Here is a 24,054-nt window from a genome sequence, read left to right as displayed (position 1 = left end):
GAAGGCCGGGATGAGGGCGTCCTCAGCTAGATATGAACTATTACTTAACTGCCAGCGCCTCGTTCACCCAGCCATCAAACTCGGCCTGGTGAGCTTTAATCCAGCCATCAACGTGACCCTGAATATCAGCTTCTGAAGCATGGCCGCTGTGCATCATCGCATTCTGAGCATTAATATCCGTCAGCGGTAATTTCATCAGGCTGAACAGTTTCGCGGCCTGCGGGTTTTTCGCAGCCCAGGCTTTGTTCGCCACAATGTGCATGGTATTCACCGGGAAACCGTAGTTCGCGCCATTCGGCAGTTTGGTATCAATGTCTTTTTGCTCACCCGGCAAAGAAGAGAACGGTACTTGCAACCACACCACATCTTTACCCGGCTTGAGCACATCGCTTACCCAATATGGCGTCCAGGTGTAATACAGCACCGGCTTGCCTTCTTTGAAGCGCGCAATCGTGTCAGCCATCATGGCGGAATAGTTACCGTGATTCACCGTGACGGTATCAGCCAGCTTATACGCTTCGTTCTGGTGATTAATGACCGCTTCACAACCCCAACCCGGCGTGCAGCCCATCATGTCGGCTTTGCCGTCGCCGTTGCTGTCGAACAGTTTGGCGATTTTGGGATCTTTTAGCTGCTCAACATTGGTAATGTGATACTGGTCAGCGGTTTTTTTATCAATCAAATAACCCTGTGCAGCGCCGGTAACATACACACCTTCACGATAGAATTTCTTATCGCCGCCTGCCGCGGCATACATATCGTCATGCAAAGGCTGCCAGTTCACTGCGGTAAACGTAGCATCGCCAGAGGCAATTGAGGTGTAACCGACGTTGTAATCGACTTCACTTGGCTTATTGACGGTGTAACCCATTTTTTCCAGCGCCCGGCTGACCAGTTCAGTCTGGAACGTTTCTTCAGAAATGGTGCTTTGAATGGGCTGAACGGTAATGCCTTTACCCGGCAAATCAGCAGCAAAAGTGGTGGTAGTAACGAGTGTGGCAAGAGCTGTAGCTAATAAAGTTGTGTGTCGCATCGTCGTTATTCCTGATTGTGGTGATGGGGCGAGGGGCGGCACGAATGCCGCCGCCAGGCTTATTTAATGAAGGGACGGGTCACTAAACCAATTGGACCTGAGTTGTACCAACGGCGGTTGCCACGGCTGCGTGAATCGCGGCCAATGGACTGAGTTAAGCGGTCGAGAATAATGGCAAGTATGACAATACCGACGCCGCCGACGGTCGCAAGACCCATATCGAGGCGGCCAATCCCGCGCAGTACCATCTGGCCCAGACCGCCAACGGCAATCATCGAGGCGATAACCACCATTGAAAGTGCGAGCATCAGCGTCTGGTTAACGCCGGCCATAATGGTTGGCATTGCCAGCGGAAGCTGAACTTTGAACAGCATCTGGCGCGGGCTTGCGCCAAACGAGCGTGAGGCTTCAATCAAATCTTCCGGCACTTGCTTAATGCCCAGGATCGTCAGACGCACGATTGGCGGCAGGGCAAAGATAATTGTCACCACCACGCCCGGCACATTACCGATACCGAACAACATCACAATCGGTACCAGATAAACAAACGCCGGAGTGGTTTGCATCGCATCAAGCAATGGGCGAATTATCTTCGCGGCGCGTTCGCTGCGTGCCAGCCAAATCCCAAGCGGCAGGCCGATTATCATGCAGAACAGCAGGGCGGTGAGCACCAGCGCCAGCGTTACCATCGCTTGCGACCAGGCACCAATTGCGCCAATCGCCACCAGCGAAACCAGTGTTGCGATACCCATCCCGAGGCTCGACATCTGCCACGCAATCAGCGCGAACAAAATGATGGCGACGGGGGCCGGCATGCCCAGCAAGAAGTGCTGGAAACCGCTGAGGATGTAATCCACCGGGACGCGGATGCCCTGGAACACCGGTCGGAAATGCATAACGACCCAATCGATGCCGCTTGTCACCCAGCTATCGAGTGGGATAAGCGTCTTATGAAAGGGATCGAGAATATTAAAATGCTCGGCTTGCGGAGCAGGCGCTGAATTCAGCCAGTCTGCGCTGCTGCTTGCTGCGGGTGTTGAAGCGGCCTGGCTTCCCCACGCATCGGCAGTTGAAGCCGCTTGTTGTGTTGTTGCGTCGGCAGTCGCTGCGCTGCCGGTATCCCACGGATTTGATGCACTCATTGACTTACCCCTTCACGATCTAACGCCTGTAGCAGCACCCCTTTTGAGATGATGCCCACGTACTGACTCTCTTCCCCAATAACCGGAACCGCGCACGGAGCCTGGCCGACATGGGTAAGTAAGTCACTCAGCGACGTTTCTGCGGAAACCGCCGCAGGAGATTCGAGGTAAGCCCCATCCAGACCTTCACCCTTAGCGAGTGCGGCTTTCAGAGAATCGGTTGAGACAATGCCGAGGAATTTTTGCCCGCGCTCAATGACATAACCATATTCACGGTCTTCATCCTGGAGCAGTTTAAGTGCAGAACGAGGGCCAAAACCGGCGGTTTTACGCAACAGCCCTGCCGGGCTACGACGGGCAATATCTTTGGCACTAAATACCTGGCTAATATCCACACCACGGAAGAAGGTGCGCACATAATCGTTCGCCGGGTTATTCAGAATTTCATCCGGTGTCCCGACCTGCACCACTTCGCCGCCCTGCATAATGGCAATTCGGTCGCCAATACGCATTGCTTCATCCAGATCGTGGGAAATAAATACAATGGTACGCTGGTGTTTCGCCTGCAATTTAATTAATTCGTCCTGCATCTCAGTACGAATTAAAGGATCGAGTGCGGAGAAGGCTTCATCCATCAATAATATATCCGGATTAATAGCCAAAGCGCGTGCCAAACCCACACGTTGACGCATACCACCAGAAAGCTCATCAGGGTAAGCATGGGAATAATTTTCAAGCCCTACCTGACGTAACGCATCAAGCGCTTTTTCCTGACGTTCTTTAACCGGGATGCCGGCTAATTCCATGCCAAATGCGGCGTTATTTAACACCGTCATATGGGGCATCAGAGCAAATGACTGGAATACCATAGAGATTTTATTTTTGCGGACTTCACGAAGTTCTGCGTCGGATATTTTGGCAATATCAACGCCGTCAATGAGTACCTGCCCACGGGTTGGTTCAATCAGGCGATTGAGAAGGCGAACCATGGTGGATTTACCGGACCCCGATAACCCCATGATGACAAAAATCTCGCCTTCTTCAATGGCCAGACTGGCGTCTTTTACGCCAAGCGACAGCCCTGTTTTCTCCAATAATTCAGACTTTGAAATACCTTTCTCTATATATTTGAATGCACGCTGTGGATGCTCGCCAAATACCTTATATAAATTCTTTACTTCAAGTTTAATTGCCATGCAATAAAGTTATTCCTGTATTTATATATTTATACACAATTCCTGATGGAAATATTCACTGCATATACCCTAACATACTCAGAATCTGAGACAACCCTCGATTTCCGATATATCCAATATCCATGCGGCTTGAGTGGGCAGAATTTCCCATGAGTAAAGGGCTGAGGGCAAATCAGAGAAAGATGATATTTTTTGTAAGCGGATGGGAAATTCGGTTAAATGAGAGGCGATCATCAATAATATGTAGGGTGGATAAGCGACAGCGTCATCCACCAATTTTTACATTTATTAATGTCGGATGACGCGATGCATATCCGACCTACATTAAGGTTATATGCTTATTTAAAAATCCCAATCCTCATCAGCGGTTTCCACCGCTTTCCCCATCACATATGACGAACCTGAACCTGAGAAAAAGTCATGGTTTTCATCCGCATTGGGCGAAAGAGCGGCCAGTATCGCCGGGTTGACCTCTGCCATTTCAGGTGGGAACAGCGCGTGATAGCCCAGGTTCATCAATGCTTTATTGGCGTTGTAGCACAGAAATGCTTTCACCTCTTCTTGCCAGCCCACGCCCCCATATAGCGCATCGGTATACGCCACTTCGTTATCGTAAAGATCCATCAGCAAATCGAGGGCGAAATTCTGTAACTCGGCCTGGCGTTCAGCGCTTTGTTGAGCCAGCACTTTCTGGAATTTATAGCCGATATAATAGCCATGCACCGCTTCGTCACGAATAATTAAGCGAATGAGATCTGCGGTGTTGGTCAGCTTGCCGCGACTCGACCAATACATCGGCAAATAAAAGCCTGAATAAAAGAGGAATGATTCCAGAAATACACTGGCGATTTTCTTCTTCAATGGGTCATCGGCATGATAATAGGCGAGGATAATTTGTGCTTTGCGCTGCAAGGGTTCGTTCTCTTCACTCCAGGCATAAGCCGCATCCACATCTTTGCTCTGACAAAGCGTCGAGAAAATCGAACTATAAGAACGCGCGTGCACCGCTTCCATAAAGCTGATGTTCGACAATACCGCTTCTTCATGTGGTGTAATTGCATCACTCATCAGTATCGGCGCGCCAACCGTATTCTGAACCGTGTCGAGCAACGTCAGGCCGGTAAACACGCGAATAGTGAGTTGTTGCTCATCGTGACTTAATGATTGCCAGGCCGGAATGTCATTCGACAACGGCACTTTCTCTGGCAGCCAAAAATTACTGGTCAGGCGATTCCAGACTTCGAGGTCTTTTTCATCCTCAATAATGTTCCAGTTGATGGCGCGCACGCGGGTTAACTGATTCATTTTCTCTCCTTATAAAGCGCAGGACACGCAGCCCTGGACTTCTGTTCCTTCCAGCGCCATCTGGCGTAAGCGAATGTAATACAGCGTTTTAATGCCTTTTTTCCAGGCGTATATCTGCGCCTTATTAATATCGCGAGTGGTGGCGGTATCACGGAAAAACAGCGTCAGTGACAAGCCCTGGTCGACATGGCGCGTGGCCTCGGCGTAGGTATCTATGATTTTTTCCGGGCCGATGTCATACGCGTCCTGGTAAAACTCCAGATTGTCATTGGTCATAAACGGGGCGGGGTAGTAAACACGCCCCGTTTTACCTTCTTTGCGGATCTCAATACGCGAGACAATCGGGTGAATGCTCGAGGTCGCGTGGTTGATATAAGAGATAGAACCGGTCGGCGGAATGGCCTGCAAATTCTGGTTATACAGCCCGAATTCCATCACATCATCGCGCAACTGCTGCCACTGCTCGCGGGTGGGAATGGCGACTCCGGCCCTGGCAAATAAAGCGCGCACTTTCTCGGTTTTTGGCTGCCAGTTTTCTTGCAGATATTGGCGGAAATACTCACCACTGGCATAACGCGATTGCTCGAAACCGGCGAAGCGCTGTTTACGTTCGCGAGCTAGCAAATTTGAGGCGCGGACGGCGTGCCAGGTGACGGTGTAGAAATAGAAGTTCGTGAAATCCAGCCCTTCCGGCGAGCCATAAGCAATGCCTTCCCGGGCCAGATAACCATGCAAATTCATCTGCCCAAGGCCGATGGCGTGGGACGCGGCATTTCCGGCTTCAATCGACGGCACTGAGCGAATATGGCTCATATCAGAAACCGCCGTCAGGCCGCGAATCGCGGTTTCGATGGTCCTGGCAAAATCAGGTGAGTCCATGGTATGCGCGATATTCAGCGATCCGAGGTTACAGGAAATATCCTTCCCAACTTGCGCATAATCGAGGTTTTCGTCGTACGTCGATGCGCTATTAACCTGGAGAATTTCCGAGCATAAATTGCTCATGTTGATGCGGCCAGCAATCGGGTTTGCACGGTTTACCGTATCTTCAAACATGATGTACGGATAGCCAGATTCAAACTGAATTTCCGCCAGGCGCTGGAAGAACTCACGGGCATTAATAAAGGTTTTGCAGATGCGCTCATCAGCCAGCATTTCTTCATAGCATTCGCTAATTGAAATATCGCTATACGGCTTGCCGTAAATCCGCTCGACATCGTAAGGCGAAAACAGCGCCATGGGCTGATTATCTTTCGCTAACTGGAAAGTGATATCCGGGATCACAACACCTAGCGAAAGCGATTTAATACGGATTTTTTCGTCAGCGTTTTCACGCTTGGTATCGAGGAAACGCAAAATATCCGGGTGATGAGCGTGGAGATAAACCGCCCCCGCGCCCTGGCGCGCACCCAGTTGATTCGCATAAGAAAATGCATCTTCGAGCATTTTCATCACCGGGATCACGCCGGATGACTGGTTTTCGATGCGTTTAATCGGCGCGCCCACTTCGCGTAAATTTGAGAGTAAAAACGCCACGCCTCCGCCGCGTTTTGAAAGCTGCAACGCAGAATTTACCGCGCGCCCAATGGACTCCATATTGTCTTCAATACGCAGCAAGAAACAGGAAACCAGCTCACCACGCTGCATCTTTCCGCAGTTAAGAAATGTGGGTGTCGCAGGCTGAAAGCGTCCGCTGAGCATTTCATCCATTAATTGCAGTGCCAGCTTTTCGTCACCCTGAGCCAGCGTTAACGCCACCATGCACACACGGTCGGGGAAGTGTTCCAGATACTCTTTGCCATCGTAAGATTTCAGCGTGTAGCTGGTGTAATACTTCCACGCGCCGAGGAAAGTCTGGAACTGGAACCCACTGTGATGTGCTTTCTCAAATAAGCCGACCACAAAACTTCTCGGGTAACGTTGCAGCACCGCATTGTCGTAATAGCCTTCAGCCACCAGACACTCCAGGCGCGCCTGCGGATTGGCAAACTGGCGCGAGCGGGGCAGCACATATTGCTGATGGAATTGCTCCACCGCCAGGTGGTCTTTCTCAAACTGAATGCGCCCCTGGGAATCATAAAGATTCAGCATGGCGTTGAGCGCGTGATAATCCGCGCTTTCGTTCGCCGTCAGGCGGATAGCTTCTGTCGTTGCCAAAATTCGTTGACTCCCTTACGCACGTTTTCAATGTCCTGGTCGGTGCCGAGTAACTCAAAACGATAGAGATACGGCACCTGGCATTTTTGGGCTATCACATCGCCCGCCCGGCAAAACCCTTCGCCGAAGTTTCGATTACCGCTGGCAATCACGCCGCGCAGTAATGCCCGATTGTTGGGGTTATTTAAAAATCGGATCACTTGTGCGGGTACGGCACCGGCAATTCCGCCGCCGCCATAACTCGGCACAATCAGGATGTAAGGCTCCGTCACTTCCAACCGTTGTTTGAAATCCAACGGAATGCGCAGCGCGGGCAAACCCAGGCGTTCGATAAAACGCAGAGTATTTTCCGAGGTGCTGGAGAAGTAGACGAGATTGCTCATGCTGTGGCTCGGGTTTGCAGGCGGTTAATCATATCCGGGCGAAACCCGCTCCAGCTTTCCTGCTCGGTGATCACAACCGGCAACTGGCGATAACCCAAAGCACGCAAATCGTCGGCCGCCTCTGGGTTTACATCGAGATTAATCATCTCAAATGTGAACCCACGGCTTTCGATTGCACGGCGGGTAGCATGGCACTGAACACAGTCATTTCGAGTGTATATGGTAATGCGCATGATTCTTATTCTCTCTGTGGTTGAGAATATGAATACTAGATGTGGGTGGGAAAATTATCAACCATACAAGATATAGTATTTTTAGATAAGGGAGGAATTGGCCCTCACCACAGCTTTCTCCCCCTGGCTGTCTCTGATACACAAGTCACCCTGGCAATTTTGTCAGGGTGAGATCTTTAAGCCTTGCCGATTTTCCGTTCACCCGTGTGTTCAGTAATCTCTTTCATTCCCGCAAACGGTGAACGTGCCAGGTGGATAACGACATCCCCCTGGCGACCCCGTCGCCCGGTGATTAAATTGCCGCTGCGCGGTAAACCCCAGCTTATCCCCAACATCAGGGTCGTTCGCGACTCGTTCCCGACGATCGCTCTCTTTCGCTGCTCCCGGCAGCTCAACCCTGACTTATGGGGAACACTGGGGCAATTTATACCGGGAACAAGGTCAAAACCGGCTCGGTGTGATCTTTCGGTTTTGACGTTGACCTCTGGTTCCGGCTTCAATTGCCTCCATTTTGACTCCAGGTGGCCGGGTCCAGCCGTCGGGAACGGCTGGAGGGCGCGATCGCCCGGAGCGAATCGCAACCGACCTGGACACGGAGACAAAATGGAGGTTTACCGCTTGCGGCGATTGATTTGCCGGGAGTCCGGGTTCTTAGGGTGGCGACGGTGGCCACCCTAAGTCGTTCACCGGTTCAGTGGCTATATAAAACACTGAACACCGGGTGAACGGAACTGTCCCACAACTCACAGAGATGTGACTGAGAGACAGCCCCGAGGGAGAGGGCCGGGGTGAGGGCGATAAACTACATACGCATACTGATCGCCAGGCGGTTAAACGCGTTCATCAGGCTCGCAGTAAAGGTCAAATCACTGATCTCTTGTGCCGTAAAGAATTGCAGCAGCGGCTGATACACCGCATCTTCCGCCCCTTCGGTAATCAGCGTCACCGCTTCTGCCCAGGCCAGCGCGGCACGCTCTTTGTCGCTGAAGTGATTACTCACCTTCCAGCCTGCCAGGGCATCCAGTTTGGTCTGCTCGACGCCATCTTTGCGCAAGGCTTTAGAATGCATCTCCAGGCAATAGGCGCAGCCGTTAATTTGCGAGACGCGCAGGAAAACCAGTTCAATTAGTGTTGAACCGAGCGAGCTGGATTCCAGACCTTTCAGTGCCTGAAGCATTGGCTTAAACACGGCAGGAGAAAGGTCGTAGTAAGGTTGGCGTAATTCAATCATGGTTTTATTCCTCGTATTGGTATGCCGACAATTTAGCACTATGATGGACTACTAAAGAGAGCCATAAATTAACTAATAAAGCAGGCCATAATGGCAAGGTCGATCGAACCGATAGTAAGCGCTCACCACGCAATCCCGCGTTACCAGCAAATAGCACGGCAACTAAAACAAGCCATTAGTGATGGGGAACTCGCCGCCGGTAGCCGCCTGCCTTCCAGCCGGACAATGGCGCTTGAACTTGGTGTCGCGCGGGCAACCGTCGAAAATGCCTATGGTGAATTAGTCGCACAAGGATGGCTGGAAAGACGTGGCCAGGCGGGAACGTTCGTTAGCCCGTCCGCGACGAGTGGTGCCAACAATCTCGCGACGCCAACCAGCCAACCGCAGGGCGCACCGCGCCCATTCCAGATGGGATTACCGGCTCTGGACGCTTTTCCTCGCGCACTCTGGTCGCGCGTTATGGGGCGACGACTGCGCCTGCAAACTCGTTTCGATTTGCTCTTGCCGGAAGCGAATGGCGAATCGACATTGCGCCAGGCGATTGCAGATTACCTGCGTTTTTCACGCAGTATCGACTGCCAGCCAGAACAGGTTTTCATCACTTCAGGATTTCAGGCCGCTATGCGTCTGGTGGCCCATACGCTGGCAAAACCCGGAGATGGCATCTGGCTGGAAGATCCCGGCTACCGCTATGTGCGCCCGGTTTTTGCCGAAGCGGGGATGTCGTTGCATCCGGTTCCGGTCGATGGTGAAGGGATGCAAATTGACTACGGCGTTAACCATTTCCCGGATGCCCGTTTTGCATTGCTGACGCCCGCGCATCAAAGCCCATTGGGGGTTGCGCTGTCGCTTAACCGCCGTCACCAGTTGCTCGACTGGGCAGCGGAAAATCAAAGTTGGGTGATTGAAGATGATTACGACAGTGAGTTTCGCTACCACGGCAAACCGCTCCCGCCGATAAAAAGCCTCGATGGCCCGCAGCGCGTTATCTATGCAGGAACATTCAGCAAATCGCTCTTTCCCGCGCTGCGCGTCGCCTGGCTGGTGGTGCCGCAGCAACAGGTCGAGGCATTCTCGCAACACACGCATTTCTTGCCCTGCACCGCGCCGTTGCTTGTTCAGCAGACCATTGCCGATTTCCTTCGCGAAGGCCACTTCTGGCGGCACCTGAAAAAGATGCGTTTGTGCTACAGCGAGCGAAGGCTATGGCTCGAACACGCACTGCAACAGCAGGGGTTTGATGTCGTTCCCCAGGCGGGAGGCATTCAGATGGTGATGCGTGTAAACGGTGACGACCGTGCGTTAGTCGCAAAAGCGCGTGCATCGGGGCTTGCGGTGCAGGCGTTAAGTGACTGGCGCATGGTTTCAAACGGGGAAGGGGGAATATTGATGAGTTTTACTAATCTGACGTCGCAGGCCATGGCGCTGAAAGCCGCGAAACAACTGCGTGAAGCCATTTCCTGAAAACGCTTATCCACCCTACAAAACTAAAAACCCCGGAATTAATTCCGGGGTCAGACGCATATTTATTATCACTACACTTTATGAAAGCCGAAGTGACTCTGTAACCGTCAAACTGACTATCGACGCGACGCTAACAGAGCGCCGATGAAAATACCGACAGCGGCGCTAATACCCACGCTCTGCCACGGTTTATCGCGGACATAGGTGTCTGCGCAACCGACCGCGTCGCAGGCGGCCTGTTTGACTCGAGTGCGACCCTGAAGGCGAGCGCGCGTCTCTTTCAACAGAGACTCCGCTTTTTTGCGGGCGGCTTCCCCTTCCTCTTTAACATCGCTACCGAATGATTTAAGAACCTCTTCCAGCGTATCGGCCAGTTGGTTCACGTCATGGTTGATATCGTCAACACCTTCATCTACATCATTTCGATTGACTCGGTTAAACATTGTTTTCTCCTTTTTGCGATGTACTTTTCAGTGTAGACCATAATTTTTAGTAATGACTGGGTTCACGCTCTTATCTGGTCTTTATGGACTAATCTGAAAGCGTTGCTAATGCTGGTTATTGTAAGGTTGCGCTGCAATAGAAGATGACGAGGAAAAATTATGTATTTACGACCTGATGAGGTGGCCCGCGTTCTTGAAAAAGCCGGTTTTACCATGGATATCGTGACACCCAAAACCTACGGCTATCGCCGTGGCGAAAACTATGTTTATGTCAATCGCGAAGCGCGCATGGGGCGCACTGCTCTGATTATTCATCCAACATTAAAAGAACGAAGCCAGACCCTGGCAGATCCCGCGACGGACGTGAAAACCTGCGACCATTACCAGCAATTTCCGCTCTATCTGGCGGGTGAAACGCACCAACATTACGGCATTCCACATGGTTTTAGCTCACGCATTGCGCTGGAGCGTTATCTTTCAGGCTTGTTTGGCGAGCACTAATTGGAAGAGGCGTTGTGGTGAGCCACGCCTCCATACTGCTAAATATCAAACTCCCGCTTTTGCATTCCGATAACCACTGATGCGGAATAAGCGGCGGCAATAATCGAGAAAATAGCCGTAAGCCGCACCCATCAGCATTGAAACCACAATATTCGAGCTGACCGCTGCGACGATTTGGTTCCAGTCCGCACCCACCGACCACAGAATGACGACATAAACGGGTGACTGAAACGTAATGTAAGCCAACACATCGGCGAGATTCTTCGCCCAGCTTGCATTGCTGTAGCGTTTGGTGAAACGCATAAATGCATCGCGATAAAAGCCATACGGCCAGGCAATCAAAATATTGACTGGAATGGCGACCAGACGCGAAGAGAGTGACTGTTCAAAGCTCATGCCTGAGAGAAATATCTCAATCATCATGTTCACAACCGAGCAATACACTACCATCGCGAAAGTATCAGCGACGGCATGGCGCAAGCGTGACTCAGGAGAAAACATTATTCTGGCTCCGAACGGAAAGTAGCGATAAACACTGAATTAACATGTTAATTACAGTGTGAATGGTTAGGTTGTTGATCGTGAGTAGGTTATATCTCTGCAAGTAAACAGGCAATTAGCGATAAATTTTTATTTAATCGCATTTGGTCGATAAAATGCGCTAAATGAGACATTACAGGCAGTGTTTCCTGATTTTGTCGTTTCGCTTATTTTTTATTGTTGAAATTCAGATGGTTACTTTTCTTGAAGAACGAGGAAGGGGGAAATGATTTTGTAGGTCGGAAAAGCGTAGCGTCATCCGACAAAAATGGCGGATAGCGTTGTTGCATATCCAGCCAGGATTTCAGGCGGGAAACCTGGCCCGCCTGTATCATTCATGGCTAGCAAATACCGAAATCACCGTCTTCTTTATACAGCGCAACGTCTTCAGCTTTTAGTGTGACGGTTTCACCGGTCAAAATACTTCTGGGCGTGCAGAACAGCATATCTCCCTGAACATCCAGAACTTCGTATTTCGGGCCGCCTTTTTTCGGTTGCACCAAATCGCCTGCTTTAAACACACTTGTTTTAGACATAGCCAACCTCATTTTGATGGAGAGATATATGGTTAACCATAGTCCAAAGCAGTCGAATTAACGCTGATTCCAGGGCATTTTTTCCAATAAGCGAGCCATACCGCAAAAGCCACTTATCCCTGCAAACAGCAATCCCGTACCAACAAAACCGGAAAGTAAAAAGAACCCCTGATGAATGCTAAAGCCGAGTATCACACCCGCCAGCACCAGTGACCCTGCGGCGATTTGCACCTGACGCATTAACGGCAGGGGTTGTGATTTATCTGCACGTATTTCCTGCCCGTCTTTTTTCCAGGCATTAAGACCGCCCTCAAGCAGAAAGACTTTTGCCGGAGCCACGGCATCAACCAGCTTTTGCGCGTTCTGCGCAGTTCGCGCCCCAGACTGGCAGTGAAAAATGACGGTATCGAAGGGATCGAACGGGCCGAGGCGGTCGCCATTTTCAATCGCGGAAAGCGACAGCAAATGGGCCTGCTCAATATTCTCACGGGCATATTCATCACGTTCACGGATATCAATCAGCGCGGCACCTTGCGCGACCAGAATCTTGGCTTGTGCCGGGGAAATAGTCTCGATAGTCATGTTGTTCCTCATGGACTGTAAATGCCTTTAAACGTGCTGATAATCTGGCGTATGGAATCACTTTTAGAGAAAAAATGCACGTGATTGAGTTTACCTCGTTAATATTTACAGCGATTGGTTAATTCCTATTGTGAATTATTTTTGCTGCTATAGTTAATATCTGAAACGACCTGTTGGTATCGGCATTTTAATTGAAATTTGTTGTTGGAATCCCTGGGTGAGAATATAATTTGTCGGTTTGGTATAGAAAGTATAAACATGGTTGGTTTTTATAATACTTAATGGAATAACATGAAAAATATCTTCTTTTTTGAAAGTTTGATTACTCCAAAACTTCTGGTTGTACTGTATTGGTTAAGTTTAATTTCAATCCTTATCTCTGCTGTGATCACTATGTTTGCGGGGCAGATGATCGCAGGTATCCTCGCCCTGATCCTCGGTTCATTAGGCGTGCGTGTCGGTTTTGAATTGATCATGATCGCGTTTAAAAATAACGAGTATCTGAAGCGTATTGCTGATCACTTGACTGAAACCAACTAATATTTTTGTTAATGACGCCTTGCGTAAAAAACAAACAAGCCCGCGTAACTATTGCTATGCGGGCTTTTAATTCCTAACGCCATCATTCGTATTGCTGATCGCGCTCTTTGGCTGCTCGCTGACGGTCGTAATATTCATCTTCTGCTGTGATGATTTCATCCATCAGAGAATCCATATCCACGTCATGTTGTTCTTCAACGAAGAGGCCGGTTAACACCGTTTCTGGCGTGAGCTTTCCATCTTCATATAACGCCCAAATCTCTTTCGCATATCGCGTTTTCAATAATTGCGGGGCGAACTGGCCATAGTATTCGGTGATGTTATTCACATCGCGTTCAAACATGGACTCGGAGTGGTTATTGGCGGCGGCGTCAACGGCTTGTGGCAAGTCGATAATGACCGGGCCGTGGGCATCGAGCAGCACGTTAAATTCCGATAAATCACCATGCACCAGACCTGCGCACAACATGCGTACGATATTGCCGATCATGGTGTTGAAATCTGCAATCGCGGTTTCTTCGTCGAGGGTGACGTCGCTCAGACGTGGTGCGACTGCGCCGTCAGCATCGGTGACCAACTCCATCAACAACACACCGTCGATACACAGGTAGGGCTGCGGCACGCGAACCCCCGCATTTGCCAGACGGAACAACGCCTCAACCTCTGCTGTTTGCCAGGTTTCTTCCTGCTGCTTGCGGCCGAACTTCGAGCCTTTTTGCATAGCACGAGCATTACGGCTATTCCGGACTTTACGCCCTTCCTGGTATTGCACCGCCTGCTTAAAGCTACGTTGCGTCGCTTCTTTGTACACTTTGGCGCATTGGATTTTGTCACCGCATAAAACAGTGTAAACGTCAGCTTCTTTACCGCTTTTCAGGCGCTGAAGAACATCGTCTATCAGCCCGTCATCAACCAGCGGTTGGATTCTATTTGGGATTTTCATGCCGCTTTATACCTTATTTCTGACGCTTTTCGTACCAATAGCACCGTTGAGGATACGAGAAAATGTGGGAGATTTTCAGGCCGCATCGGTAGGAATACCGTAACTATATGTATTTTATTGCTTGTCCGCAGGTGAGCATTTAATTGAACAGGTGCCATGAAATGAACCTAGCCGATAATTGTGATCCCCAGGCGATCCATTATCTGGATTACCTGATAATTATCCAGCTTAACGCCTTGTAAATCGGTGCCTCGCACGTCCAGGTCGCCCAGTTCTGAATTGGTCAAATCGCAATGGGTAAAATTGGCCGCACGCCAGTCAAATGAAGAAAATTCACCGCCGGAGAGATCGGAACCGCTAAATGTCGCGCCGAGTATCTGAGCGCCATTCCAGCGGTTTTCCCATAGTTCGCACTTCTCAAGCACCACCTTTGAAAAGTTGGCGTAGCTCAAGTTGGTTTTGGTGATATAGGCACTGCAAAACCAGCTGCGAGTTGTGATCATATTCATAAAACTTGCGCCGCGAAAGTCCGCGCCCTGCGCCCGACACTCGCGGATTTCAATACCCAGTGCGCTGGCGTTTCTGAAATCTGCCATCGATAAATCACAGCTTTTGAAGGCCGCATCTTTCAGGATTGCCCGGCTAAAATTGCCACCTTGCTGGCTTTCTCTGTCATAAAACTGGCAGCCAATAAACTCGGTACCGGTCAGGTCCGTGCCTGAAAAGTCACAGTTAAAGAAAGTGCTGTTCTCAATTTTCGCGCCGGTAAACTGATTACGACCCACTTTTTCGCCATTCAAAGCCAGATTCATTGCAATTAACCTGTTTATTTATACAGTCAATGATTTATTGTAACTGAATTGAGAGAGGGGGAAAACGGTTTGGGGGACGTTTTTTGTGTGGAGCGTTGCGCCACCCGCTCGCAATAGCCTGGCGGATGGCGCTAATCGTTTATTTCGGATGACGTGTGCGCATTAGCCTTGTGACTGGCGCGTGGGTCTGCGGGTCAAAATAGCGGCTCGGCCAGATGGTTTCTGCGGGTACGCCAATCGCTTTGCTTATTAGCAGTTCCCCTTTTGCCCACGGGCGTGTCAGGGCGTTGGCAAGCGTTGATGAACTTAAACCCGCGGCGCGGGATTCGGCTGCCAGTGAGGTGCCTTTTTTACGCAGTGCGGCGATGATGTCGGCTGGGTGCCAGTCCTGGAAGGGCAGGAAAGTGGGGCTGTGTGAAAGTGTCATTTACATCTCCTTGTAGTGATAACAGCTACCACCAGAGGTGCAAATCTCTTGGTGGTAACCCAGACAGGGTTTGCACTACCGGCCTACAAGGACACCGGCCAGCCCGAAAGCTGCCCTGCCTGAGTCACCATTGAACGGGTGTGCAGAGGCATTGACACTCAATGCGAACACTGAGTAATCCTTGTAGTTTCTGGCGGGGTGCAAATCCCGGCTGCGGATTTTGCCGCAGCGGTGGCGACTATATCGTAAATAGAAGATGTTAACCAACCCGCTAATAGACGGAATGCGAGTTGTTTTCCAAAGAATGTTTCTGCGTTGCAGGAATTGCAAAGAAGCAGCGCCAGTCGCAGGCTGCAAGATGCAAACATATAACAAAAAGTTTAATTTTATTATGCGTATAGGTTCATATAATCCGTTAACAAATTCACAACAGGTTAACGCGATGAAAATTTTAGCGGCTTCTATTCTCTCTTTGATCAGCTTCAGCGTACTTGCAGCACCCGAAGGAACGCTCAGTGTCCATATTCTCAACCAACAGACTGGTTTACCTTCGCAAGGCGTAGTCGTCGAGTTGGACAAACAAGAGAGTTCTTCGTGGAAGCATCTTGCGACTTCGAAAACGGATACCGGCGGCAGAATCAAATCACTTTTCCCGGACGCTGGTGATATGGAACCTGGCATCTATAAAGTGACCTTTAAAGTGGGGGATTATTTCAAAGCAAATAATCAGGAAACATTCTTCCCATCTGTTCCCGTGATTTTCAACGTCACAAAGACGAATCAAAAACTCCATATCCCTTTGTTGTTGAGTCAATACGGTTACTCAACTTACCGGGGGAGTTAAGTTCAACCATCGTTAATTGAGCCTGAGTTTATTGATGGCCACTGGCATTTGCTGGTGGCTTTTTTATGGGGCCGGTACAAATCGCAGACACAAAAAAGCCCGCGTAACTTTCATTAAGCGGGCTTTCGCCTTCATCATATGGCTCTGGTAACTACTGACGCAGATAAGCCTCCGGATCGATACCCTTGGGATTGCACGTTCCGATCAGGCCGTAGCATGAGCCGTTGCGGTAACAGTCACCATACGTGGTTGCAGAAAGCTTTTTCCAACTACTGAATCGCGAGCTGATAAAGAAAAAGATCTACGGCACGCGGGAAGAAGCGCAGCGATATTTTTGATTACATCGAAATGTTTTATAACAGTAAGCGTCGGCATGGTTCGAGCGATCGGATATCACCGACAGAATATGAAAACCAATATTATCAACGGCTCGGAAATGTCTAGGTAATCGGTGGCGATTCAGATAGAAAATTTAGCTGCGCCATTATTAACTTTGAATTCTAAAAGCAAGGTGGCAATTTAAACCCATTTAATAATTAAATTACATGCAACAACATTATTACATTCACTGAATGAATAAAGCCATATTAATCAAACAGATTCCTATGAAAATCCTTAATATGCAATATTTAGTGGAGCCATGTTATGTTTAAGAATGTGATATACATTGTAGCAGCTATCAATATCGCGTACCTCCCTTATGCTCAGGCATCCTGGAAAACTACGACTGAAGAGGATATTTTCACTTCAGGTAAGAAAGCCATGATGATTGGAGAGATTGCAAATAGTCATCAGTATCTTATTTTTGATTGTACCAAAAGCAAATTATCGTTAAACCGTGTGGAAATAGATCCCACTACTGTCATTAGCACACCTTTGCCTTATAAGGCGCTGGTTAAGACTTACGATAATAGTCTGATAACCTTTGATACTGTTTTGTCACGTCGTAACGCCAGTGAGATTCAGCTCACAAGTAAAGAAACTGACAAGATAAAAACATTACTAAAACAACTCAGTAGCCAGTCTTCAACTTCAGATTTTTTAGTGGGCGTTATTGATAAGAATGGGAATCAGGTTTCTTCAGGATCTGGCTCTGTTTCATTTGCCAAAAAAGCGATCAAAAAATTCACGACTACGTGCGATATAGTGTTGTAGGTAACTAAAAATTGGAAAACCCGCTTCGCGAGCGGGTTCTTTTATGATTTATTCGTAAATAACTGTCGCTGATATTATGGTTTAAAAAATTCAAACACGTATGGATTATTATCCTTTCTGGCCTGGCCCGATGTTATCTCACTTGTAATCAGTTGAAATGCAATTCACAAGGAAATGAACACCCTAACTCACATACATCTATGTGGATATCCAAATAATTATCATCAAGTAAATATGCCGTATATCTATGCTCCTGATACTCGTCATTTTCTCCTGAATCAAGAATTCGATAATGATGTAAGCAATTATTCGTAATTTACTACAACTGTTTAAAATTAGAATTCTACACAGGTGTTCCTGATCCCTGTTCCAATTTTTTCAAACCCATATCACTCCTGAGTAATGCTGGCCGGACTCATCTTCGCGGGTGAGGCCGATTTTTGTTGTTTGCACAAGAGCCCCTGATGCTTTCACACCAACGATCGCTCACAACGATCAATAGGCCATTATTGATCTGTACTGCCTATTGGACGCTCGCGAGTGACCTCCGTAGCATGGTATCCATTCATTTACAGGGGTTTTTGCATGTTCATTTATTTACTGATCTTCGCAGGATTGCTGTTTACGGTCTTTGTCGCAGTGCTGCTGTTACGCCACAGGACCTGCCCTTACTGCCAGAAAAAACGCAACCTGCTGGTGTGTTTCAATGGCCTGCACGAAGAGATTTGCGATGACTGTCTGGAAGCGATGGAAGAAGAAGAATACCGGCGGCACTGGTAGCTGCATCTGAACGCGACAATCGCCATACTCCCGCCCTGTCTGATATATCCCCTTTACTTATCAGTCTGTTAACATGATTTATATTCTGGTCGTCATTGCTCTGTTCACCGCAGGTATTACCCTTTTTTCGCCCGCAACTCACCAGGACTGACAATGGAACTGAACCATAACCACGACGACCATGAAGACGAAGAATGCGAGGCGTTTAGTACGACCACAGTCGACAACGAGCCAGAGGAAGCATACGAAGGTCGCCCCCGAAAACCTCGCCGCACGTTATCTTGCTGACGCAATGGGGTGTCTCCCTGCTTTTAGGCCCAACGAAAACAATAGATCTTTTCGTTGGGCCTATCAATGGGCCTAAAAGGTTCGGATTTAATTAGTTGGCTTCAGACTTCGCGGGACAAACTGGAGGCACAAAAAAGCCCGCGTAACTTTCGTTAAGCGGGCTTTCGACTTCATCATATGGCTCTGGTAACCACTGACGGAGATTTTGGTGGAGCTGGGGGGAGTTGAACCCCCGTCCGAAATTACTACGCCGTCGGTACTACATGCTTAGTCTATCTTTACATTCGCCGGGCAACTGCGGGTAGACACGCCATTACCAAACTATCCTGATTAGTTTTAATGCTTCAACCACAGGCAAGGTATCCACACGATCTCTTTTGGGTTTGACTTCTCTTTGATCCCCGTCTTAAGAGCGGAAGCTAGGGAGAGAAGGCTCTTAGCAGGTTATTAAGCTGCTAGGGCGTAGTTTTCGTCGTTTGCGACTATTTTTTTGCGGCTTTTTACGAGGCAAACCGCCCCTCGGCATGCACCTTGGGTTTCGCGAATCCCGTCGAATCCAGAATCAGCCCCACAAGTGTTTTGTAAGTATAACAGAGTTGTAGCGCCACTTACCACCCCTCATCTGCGCTAACGTTCACGCAGCGCTTCGCGGGCGCGGTTAAACGGTTTTATCAGGTAATCGACGATGGTTTTTTGCCCGGTTTTAATGTCTACGGTGGCGACCATCCCCGGCGATATCGAAAAATGATGCCCGACTTTATTCACCAGATAATCCTGATGGGTGCGGATAAATACCCGGTAATAAACGATTTCTGGCTTAACTTTGTCCTGAATAGTGTCCGGTGAAATGGTTTCAACTTCGCCTTCCAGCCCACCGTAAATGGCGTAATCGTAGGCGGTGACTTTCACCAGCGCACGCTGGCCGGGGTGGATAAACGCAATGTCGCGCGGGGAGAGACGAGCTTCAATCAGCAAATGGTCATCTACAGGCACGATCTCCATCATTTCCCCGTTGGGCGGGATCACGCCGCCGATGGTGGTCACCTGGATATTTTTCACGATGCCGCGCATCGGCGAACGCACAGTCATGCGGCTCACGGAATCTTCACGGCCTTTGATAATGGCCGATAACATATCGACTTCAGCGTTCGCTTTGGAAAGCGCCTCGCGTGCCTGGACGTAATATTGCGAGCGCAGGTCGGTGATTTTGAGTTGCAGATCGCTTTTTTGCCGCTGTAAACGCAGCACTTCGACGTTACTCGCCGCACCGCTTTTCGCCAGCCGTTGCGTTATCGCCAGTTCCTTGTTCACCGAAACCAGCGCATCTTGTATGTCGGATGCGGAGTCGTTGAGCTGTGCACGGCGGCTTTTATACAGGCGCGTTTCGGAGGCGATAAGTTCCGGCCAGGCTTTGAGCGAATCGGGGAAAACCAGCGGCGAATCGTTCACTTCCGCGTTAAGCCGCACGCTGGAGGCCAGGGACGCACGGTAACGCGCAGCACTTTCGCCCACGTTTGATTCCGAACGGGTTGGGTCGAGGCGCGCCACGATTTGCCCGGCTTCAACTTTGTCGCCTTCGTGGACCAACACTTCGGTGACGATGCCGCCATCCATCGATTGTAGTACCTGTTCACGCGAACTCGGCACCACTTTCCCGGTGCCGGTCGAGACTTCATCGAGTGTGCCAAACCACGCCCACACGCCGAGCAAAATAAACAGCAGCACGCTGATGATGATGATACGGCTGGCACCGGAAAACTCGCGCTCGCGCTGAATATCCGGGTCGTCCATGGCGACGTCACGCTGATTGGTTTTCATTTTTCCACTCCCGCCCATTTGGCTGTACGGTGGCGCGGCTGTTGTTACTGTTACTGAGCGCCTGAGCTTTCGGTGCATCCATCACCAGTTGGCCTTCCTTGAGAACCAGCACGCGCTCGACCAGTTCAAGCATCGGTACGCGGTGAGTGGCGACAATCAATGTGCGATGCCCAAGCCAAAGACCCAGGCGCTGAATGAACTCGCGTTCGGTGTGGTCGTCGAGCGAGGCAGTCGGTTCATCGAGCAGCACAATATTGGGCGAGCGTAACAGCATTCGGGCGAGCAAAATCGACTGGCGTTGCCCGCCGGATAAACCGGTTCCGCCTTCCATAATGGCGTGGTCGAGTCCTTTTGGCAGACTCTTAACAAAGTTGCCCGCACCGCTGATTTCCAGCACCTCGAAGATATTTTCGTCGCTGGCATTCGGTGCGCCAAGCGTGAGGTTTTCGCGCAGCGTGCCGTAAAACAGACGGGCGTTCTGGCTCATAAAGCCGATATTGCGGCGCAAATCCGCCATATCAATTTGCGTCATGCTCAGGTTGTCGAGCCGCGCATCACCGCTGATTAAATCGACGCCGCCCGCTAACGCCTGCAATAGCGTGGATTTCCCCGCGCCGTTGCGCCCTAAAACTGCCACGCGCTCGCCTTGCTGGATCTCGAGGCGAGTAATGCGTAAAGGGATGCGCTGGTCTTCGTTGTGGTAACGAAACTGCGCGTTTTCAAACAGATAGTGGCCGTGGAAGATATCCTGATGCACCAGGCTTTCGTCGCGCTGGGTTTCCACCGGCAACTGCATAATGCTGTCCAGTCCCTGTTTCGCGGCTTTGACCTGCTGCCAGCGAGCCAGCACGCCGCACAGGTTTGCCATCGGGGCAATCATTCTTGAGGCTAACATTGAGGCGGCAACCATCGCACCGGTGGTCATATCGCCTTCGATGACCAGCGGTGCGCCGAACAGAATCACCGCCGCATACACCAGGCTTTGCACCGTCATTCCCCAGCTAATCAGCCCTTGCGAAAGCTGGCGGGTGCGCAGGCCAGATTCCGCCGTAATGCGAATGTAGCTGTTCCATTGTTGCAGGAAACGGTTCTCCGCCTGCATCAGTTTGATGTCCTCCAGCCCCTGAACACTCTCCACTAATACCGCATTACGCAGCGTCGCTTCATGGGCTGACTGGTTGGCGAGCATCGCCAGTTTTTTCTGTAGCAGGATGCCCGGCAGCACCATCAGTACGGCGGCGACCGGCGCAATCCACGCCAGTTGCGGGGCAATAATCGCCAGTACGATGATGAACATAAAGAAGAACGGCAAATCGACGATCGTCGAGATCGTTGATGAGGTGATCATTTCGCGGATCTGTTCGAGTTCGCGAAGCTGGGAAATAAAGCTGCCGGTGGAGCGGGGGATGGCGCTGTTGCGCAGGCGCAGCGCGTGACTGAATACGCGATCGGAAACACGCATATCCGCCCGTTTGCCGAGCACATCCATAATATGACCACGCGCCACGCGCAGCACAAAACCAAATATCACCGCCAGCAACACGCCGGAAGCCAGCACATACAGCGTGGGGTACGACTGTGCGGGGATCACGCGGTCATAAACCTGCATCGAGAAAAGGATGCCGGAAAGCGACAGCACATTGATGAGGAAAGCCGCCAGCATCACCGGGCCGTAAGGGCGCAGATCCTGCATCACCAGCTCTTTTAGCCAGTCTGGGCTAAAGCGTGAGATATACGCATCCACGCGGCTGTCTTTGAGCGCCGACAGCGGGCGAAGTGCGGCTACAAAACGGATTTCCGGCAGCAGCGTAGTGAGCGATACCCGGTTGGTCTGGCGTTCGCCGTCAATAACGCAAATTTCAACCGTATCCTCGCCGTCGAAATGTTCGATGACCGCCAGTTGCCCGTTGTTCAGGCTCGCCGCAAGAGGCAACCGCCATTTGCCAATCGCCAGTTCCGGGGCGCTCATCATATGAAATGAAAGCCCCGCCTGGCGCGATAACTGTGTGAGTGCCGAGAGCATGTTTTTGTCTTTAAACCACGGGGCGTTTGCCTGGAGGGTGCCGGGAGAGCAGGCGACGCGATAATGCGCGGCGACGTGGCTAATCAACTGCGCCCAGTGGCTTAGCGCATGTTCAGTCAGGTGTTCATCAACAGGAGGCGGTGTTTGGCTCATGGCTGGATCTCCAGTGACTGGATGGTGCGGTGCTCCAGGCCAAATGCGTTGCGTAAGCGGCCAGAGTTATACAAACAGTTGAGCTGCAATTGATGAAGTTGGCTGAGGATTTGTAGCTGCGCGAAACGGGCCTGAAAAACTTCCTGTTCCGCGTTGAGTACGTCGAGCAACGGGCGTGAACCTAAATCCAGATATTGCTGTTGATAGAGTTCGCGGGTGCGTTCGCTCAATTGTTCCTGGCGTTGCAGCACCTGAACCGCGCCCATCAGCCCGAGTGCCTGGCTGCGCGATTCCATCAGTTTCTGGCGAATGTCGAGGCGGGTGCGTTGCACTCCAGATTGTGCCGCTTCCACCGCGTGGCTGGCCGCATTGCGACGCGCCGTTAAGCCGCCGCCCTGGTAAAGCGGCATTTCGACTTTGATAAACGCGGAATATTGGGTGCGATCCAGCACTTCGTGGCTGGCGTATTTGTCATTCAGATAGTGCTGAACCTGCGGCTCCAGTGAGATGGTTGGCGTCATCTGCGCGTTGGCGTAATCAAGATTGGCCTGGGCGACACTGGCCTGCGCCCACGAGGCGAGAACCGCAGGGACTAACCGGTCATCCGGTTTGGCGATGTCACAGCTTTTTGCTAGCTTATCAGGGAACTCGTTGCTGATACCGTTGAGGTTGTTCCAGCCCAGCCAGCTCGTTAATGTGGCCTGGGCGCTGTCGAGATTGGACTGATATTGAATGAGTTGTGAACGAGCAGATTCAATACGCGCATTGGTTTGCACCACGTCCGACATTGACGTGGCTCCTTCATCGTTGCGCTTCTCGGTTAACTTCCCAATCGCGCTCAGGGCAGCTAATTGATCTTTGGCGATATCAACCATTTGCTGCCACATCTGCACCTGAATCATGGCATTAGCGGTGTCGTGGCCGACATTGTCGATGCTCACCAGCACGTTTGCTTGCTCTTGTGCCACGCCTGCGCTTTCGGCTCGTACCTGGCTTGAGACTTTGCCGAAGTCATACAGCATCTGCGAAACGGACAGCACCAGCGATGGGCTAAAACCGCTGTCGGTGTAACCGTTGCTGTAGCCGTTATTCATGCCCGCCGTGACTTGCGGATAGTATTTTGATTTTGCGACGTTGACCTGTTCAGATTGCCCGGCCAGTTTACCGATGGCTTCGTGAATGCTCGGATGCCAGGTAACGGCGCGGTTGACCGCATCATTGAGAGTCAGCGTTCCCGGCGCGGGGGCGTCCAACGGTAAGCTGGTGGAGCCATCAAGTGCCGGTAGTTGTTGCTCAGAGAGTTCCTGAGTACTGATAAATTGTGGTGTGTCATCGGCATGCGCCTGGGCTATACACAGGCTGCATGCCAGCCACAGTGCAAACGGCTGTAATTTTCCCATAGTTAGTCCCTTTTAAAAGTCACTACGTTCTAATTGGTATGGCTTGCCTGCTTTTGTCGGATGACGCTGCGCTTATCCGACCTACATTTTTGATTTTGTAGGGGGGATAAGCGTTAGCGTCATCC

The 24,054-nt window shown here is 50.6% G+C and carries 25 protein-coding genes, 1 other RNA gene and 1 pseudogene; 7 read left to right on the top strand and 20 right to left on the bottom strand.

The window, feature by feature from the left end; all coding sequences use genetic code 11:
- Nucleotides 1–40: 40 nt before the first annotated feature.
- From proX to AC0IWZ_RS16160, 9 genes are all read right to left on the bottom strand, one after another.
- Complete coding sequence (gene proX, locus AC0IWZ_RS16200) at nt 41–1,033, bottom strand: glycine betaine/L-proline ABC transporter substrate-binding protein ProX (RefSeq protein WP_471678927.1); 993 nt, start codon at nt 1,031–1,033, stop codon at nt 41–43.
- 59 nt (nt 1,034–1,092) lie between these two features.
- Entirely contained in the window at nt 1,093–2,175 is a 1,083-nt protein-coding gene (proW, locus tag AC0IWZ_RS16195; RefSeq protein ID WP_034497897.1) for a glycine betaine/L-proline ABC transporter permease ProW, read from the bottom strand.
- Complete coding sequence (proV, locus tag AC0IWZ_RS16190) at nt 2,172–3,371, bottom strand: glycine betaine/L-proline ABC transporter ATP-binding protein ProV (RefSeq protein WP_034497895.1); 1,200 nt, start codon at nt 3,369–3,371, stop codon at nt 2,172–2,174. Before proV ends, proW begins: the two co-directional genes overlap by 4 nt.
- 342 nt (nt 3,372–3,713) lie before the next feature.
- Complete coding sequence (gene nrdF / locus AC0IWZ_RS16185) at nt 3,714–4,676, bottom strand: class 1b ribonucleoside-diphosphate reductase subunit beta (RefSeq protein ID WP_034497893.1); 963 nt, start codon at nt 4,674–4,676, stop codon at nt 3,714–3,716.
- Between the two features lie 9 nt (nt 4,677–4,685).
- Nucleotides 4,686–6,833: a class 1b ribonucleoside-diphosphate reductase subunit alpha gene (nrdE, locus tag AC0IWZ_RS16180; RefSeq protein ID WP_034497890.1), complete on the bottom strand. Its 2,148-nt coding sequence runs from the start codon at nt 6,831–6,833 to the stop codon at nt 4,686–4,688.
- Entirely contained in the window at nt 6,806–7,216 is a 411-nt protein-coding gene (gene nrdI, locus AC0IWZ_RS16175; RefSeq protein ID WP_034497888.1) for a class Ib ribonucleoside-diphosphate reductase assembly flavoprotein NrdI, read from the bottom strand. Before nrdI ends, nrdE begins: the two co-directional genes overlap by 28 nt.
- The gene (gene nrdH, locus AC0IWZ_RS16170) at nt 7,213–7,449 is read right to left on the bottom strand and encodes a glutaredoxin-like protein NrdH (protein ID WP_034497886.1); all 237 of its coding nucleotides are present in this window, start codon (nt 7,447–7,449) and stop codon (nt 7,213–7,215) included. The genes nrdI and nrdH overlap by 4 nt, the downstream gene beginning before the upstream one ends.
- A 176-nt stretch (nt 7,450–7,625) precedes the next feature.
- On the bottom strand, nt 7,626–7,784 hold the full coding sequence (locus AC0IWZ_RS16165) for a hypothetical protein (protein ID WP_156104903.1): 159 nt from the start codon (nt 7,782–7,784) through the stop codon (nt 7,626–7,628).
- 467 nt (nt 7,785–8,251) lie between these two features.
- Nucleotides 8,252–8,680, bottom strand: coding sequence for a carboxymuconolactone decarboxylase family protein (locus tag AC0IWZ_RS16160; RefSeq protein ID WP_034497884.1), 429 nt, complete (start codon nt 8,678–8,680; stop codon nt 8,252–8,254).
- A 132-nt stretch (nt 8,681–8,812) separates the two neighbouring features.
- Here AC0IWZ_RS16160 and pdxR point away from each other — a divergent pair, with 132 nt between their 5' ends.
- Nucleotides 8,813–10,144, top strand: a complete 1,332-nt coding sequence (gene pdxR / locus AC0IWZ_RS16155; protein WP_471679118.1) for a MocR-like pyridoxine biosynthesis transcription factor PdxR — start codon at nt 8,813–8,815, stop codon at nt 10,142–10,144.
- Nucleotides 10,145–10,260: 116 nt separating this feature from the next.
- On the opposite strand, the gene AC0IWZ_RS16150 is transcribed toward pdxR, so the two are convergent.
- Nucleotides 10,261–10,587: an ElaB/YgaM/YqjD family protein gene (locus tag AC0IWZ_RS16150; RefSeq protein WP_034497868.1), complete on the bottom strand. Its 327-nt coding sequence runs from the start codon at nt 10,585–10,587 to the stop codon at nt 10,261–10,263.
- A 159-nt stretch (nt 10,588–10,746) separates the two neighbouring features.
- Here AC0IWZ_RS16150 and AC0IWZ_RS16145 point away from each other — a divergent pair, with 159 nt between their 5' ends.
- Entirely contained in the window at nt 10,747–11,088 is a 342-nt protein-coding gene (locus AC0IWZ_RS16145; protein ID WP_034497867.1) for a DUF2002 family protein, read from the top strand.
- A gap of 45 nt (nt 11,089–11,133) precedes the next feature.
- On the opposite strand, the gene alaE is transcribed toward AC0IWZ_RS16145, so the two are convergent.
- From alaE to AC0IWZ_RS16130, 3 genes are all read right to left on the bottom strand, one after another.
- Nucleotides 11,134–11,589 (bottom strand): L-alanine exporter AlaE, encoded by a 456-nt coding sequence (alaE, locus tag AC0IWZ_RS16140; protein WP_034497865.1) that lies wholly within the window; start codon nt 11,587–11,589, stop codon nt 11,134–11,136.
- A gap of 380 nt (nt 11,590–11,969) precedes the next feature.
- Nucleotides 11,970–12,149 (bottom strand): hypothetical protein, encoded by a 180-nt coding sequence (locus AC0IWZ_RS16135; RefSeq protein WP_471679119.1) that lies wholly within the window; start codon nt 12,147–12,149, stop codon nt 11,970–11,972.
- A 72-nt stretch (nt 12,150–12,221) separates the two neighbouring features.
- Nucleotides 12,222–12,746: a rhodanese family protein gene (locus AC0IWZ_RS16130; protein ID WP_471678928.1), complete on the bottom strand. Its 525-nt coding sequence runs from the start codon at nt 12,744–12,746 to the stop codon at nt 12,222–12,224.
- A 291-nt stretch (nt 12,747–13,037) separates the two neighbouring features.
- Between AC0IWZ_RS16130 and AC0IWZ_RS16125 the strand changes: the two genes are divergently transcribed.
- Nucleotides 13,038–13,286, top strand: coding sequence for a DUF4282 domain-containing protein (locus AC0IWZ_RS16125; protein ID WP_410373966.1), 249 nt, complete (start codon nt 13,038–13,040; stop codon nt 13,284–13,286).
- Nucleotides 13,287–13,368: 82 nt separating this feature from the next.
- On the opposite strand, the gene AC0IWZ_RS16120 is transcribed toward AC0IWZ_RS16125, so the two are convergent.
- From AC0IWZ_RS16120 to AC0IWZ_RS16110, 3 genes are all read right to left on the bottom strand, one after another.
- Nucleotides 13,369–14,229, bottom strand: coding sequence for a PA4780 family RIO1-like protein kinase (locus AC0IWZ_RS16120; protein WP_471678929.1), 861 nt, complete (start codon nt 14,227–14,229; stop codon nt 13,369–13,371).
- A gap of 167 nt (nt 14,230–14,396) precedes the next feature.
- On the bottom strand, nt 14,397–15,041 hold the full coding sequence (locus tag AC0IWZ_RS16115) for a Qnr family pentapeptide repeat protein (protein ID WP_410373968.1): 645 nt from the start codon (nt 15,039–15,041) through the stop codon (nt 14,397–14,399).
- 139 nt (nt 15,042–15,180) lie between these two features.
- Entirely contained in the window at nt 15,181–15,468 is a 288-nt protein-coding gene (locus tag AC0IWZ_RS16110) for a helix-turn-helix domain-containing protein (protein ID WP_471678930.1), read from the bottom strand.
- Between the two features lie 442 nt (nt 15,469–15,910).
- On the opposite strand from AC0IWZ_RS16110, the gene uraH reads away from it, so the two are divergent.
- From uraH to AC0IWZ_RS16090, 4 genes and pseudogenes are all read left to right on the top strand, one after another.
- Nucleotides 15,911–16,312, top strand: a complete 402-nt coding sequence (uraH, locus tag AC0IWZ_RS16105) for a hydroxyisourate hydrolase (RefSeq protein WP_115627524.1) — start codon at nt 15,911–15,913, stop codon at nt 16,310–16,312.
- A 213-nt stretch (nt 16,313–16,525) separates the two neighbouring features.
- Nucleotides 16,526–16,756: pseudogene (locus AC0IWZ_RS16100) on the top strand (IS3 family transposase); the annotation flags it as partial.
- Between the two features lie 201 nt (nt 16,757–16,957).
- On the top strand, nt 16,958–17,467 hold the full coding sequence (locus AC0IWZ_RS16095; RefSeq protein ID WP_471678931.1) for a hypothetical protein: 510 nt from the start codon (nt 16,958–16,960) through the stop codon (nt 17,465–17,467).
- Nucleotides 17,468–18,052: 585 nt separating this feature from the next.
- Nucleotides 18,053–18,247, top strand: coding sequence for a hypothetical protein (locus tag AC0IWZ_RS16090; RefSeq protein WP_034497844.1), 195 nt, complete (start codon nt 18,053–18,055; stop codon nt 18,245–18,247).
- Between the two features lie 494 nt (nt 18,248–18,741).
- On the opposite strand, the gene ssrA is transcribed toward AC0IWZ_RS16090, so the two are convergent.
- The 4 genes from ssrA to AC0IWZ_RS16070 form a co-directional block, all read right to left on the bottom strand.
- Nucleotides 18,742–19,105: a transfer-messenger RNA gene (gene ssrA / locus AC0IWZ_RS16085) on the bottom strand.
- A gap of 57 nt (nt 19,106–19,162) precedes the next feature.
- A complete protein-coding gene (locus AC0IWZ_RS16080) occupies nt 19,163–20,326 on the bottom strand; it encodes an HlyD family type I secretion periplasmic adaptor subunit (protein ID WP_156104900.1) in 1,164 nt (387 codons plus the stop codon).
- Nucleotides 20,327–20,333: 7 nt separating this feature from the next.
- Nucleotides 20,334–22,529 carry a type I secretion system permease/ATPase gene (locus AC0IWZ_RS16075; RefSeq protein ID WP_471678933.1) on the bottom strand — a complete coding sequence of 732 codons (2,196 nt, stop codon included), beginning with the start codon at nt 22,527–22,529 and terminating at the stop codon, nt 20,334–20,336.
- Nucleotides 22,526–23,929, bottom strand: coding sequence for a TolC family outer membrane protein (locus tag AC0IWZ_RS16070; RefSeq protein ID WP_471678934.1), 1,404 nt, complete (start codon nt 23,927–23,929; stop codon nt 22,526–22,528). Before AC0IWZ_RS16070 ends, AC0IWZ_RS16075 begins: the two co-directional genes overlap by 4 nt.
- Nucleotides 23,930–24,054 lie beyond the last annotated feature (125 nt).

Source organism: Buttiauxella sp. AC142, assembly GCF_979253435.1.
The sequence above is the reverse complement of the archived record's forward strand: the minus strand, read 5'-3'. Positions and strand labels throughout refer to the sequence as shown.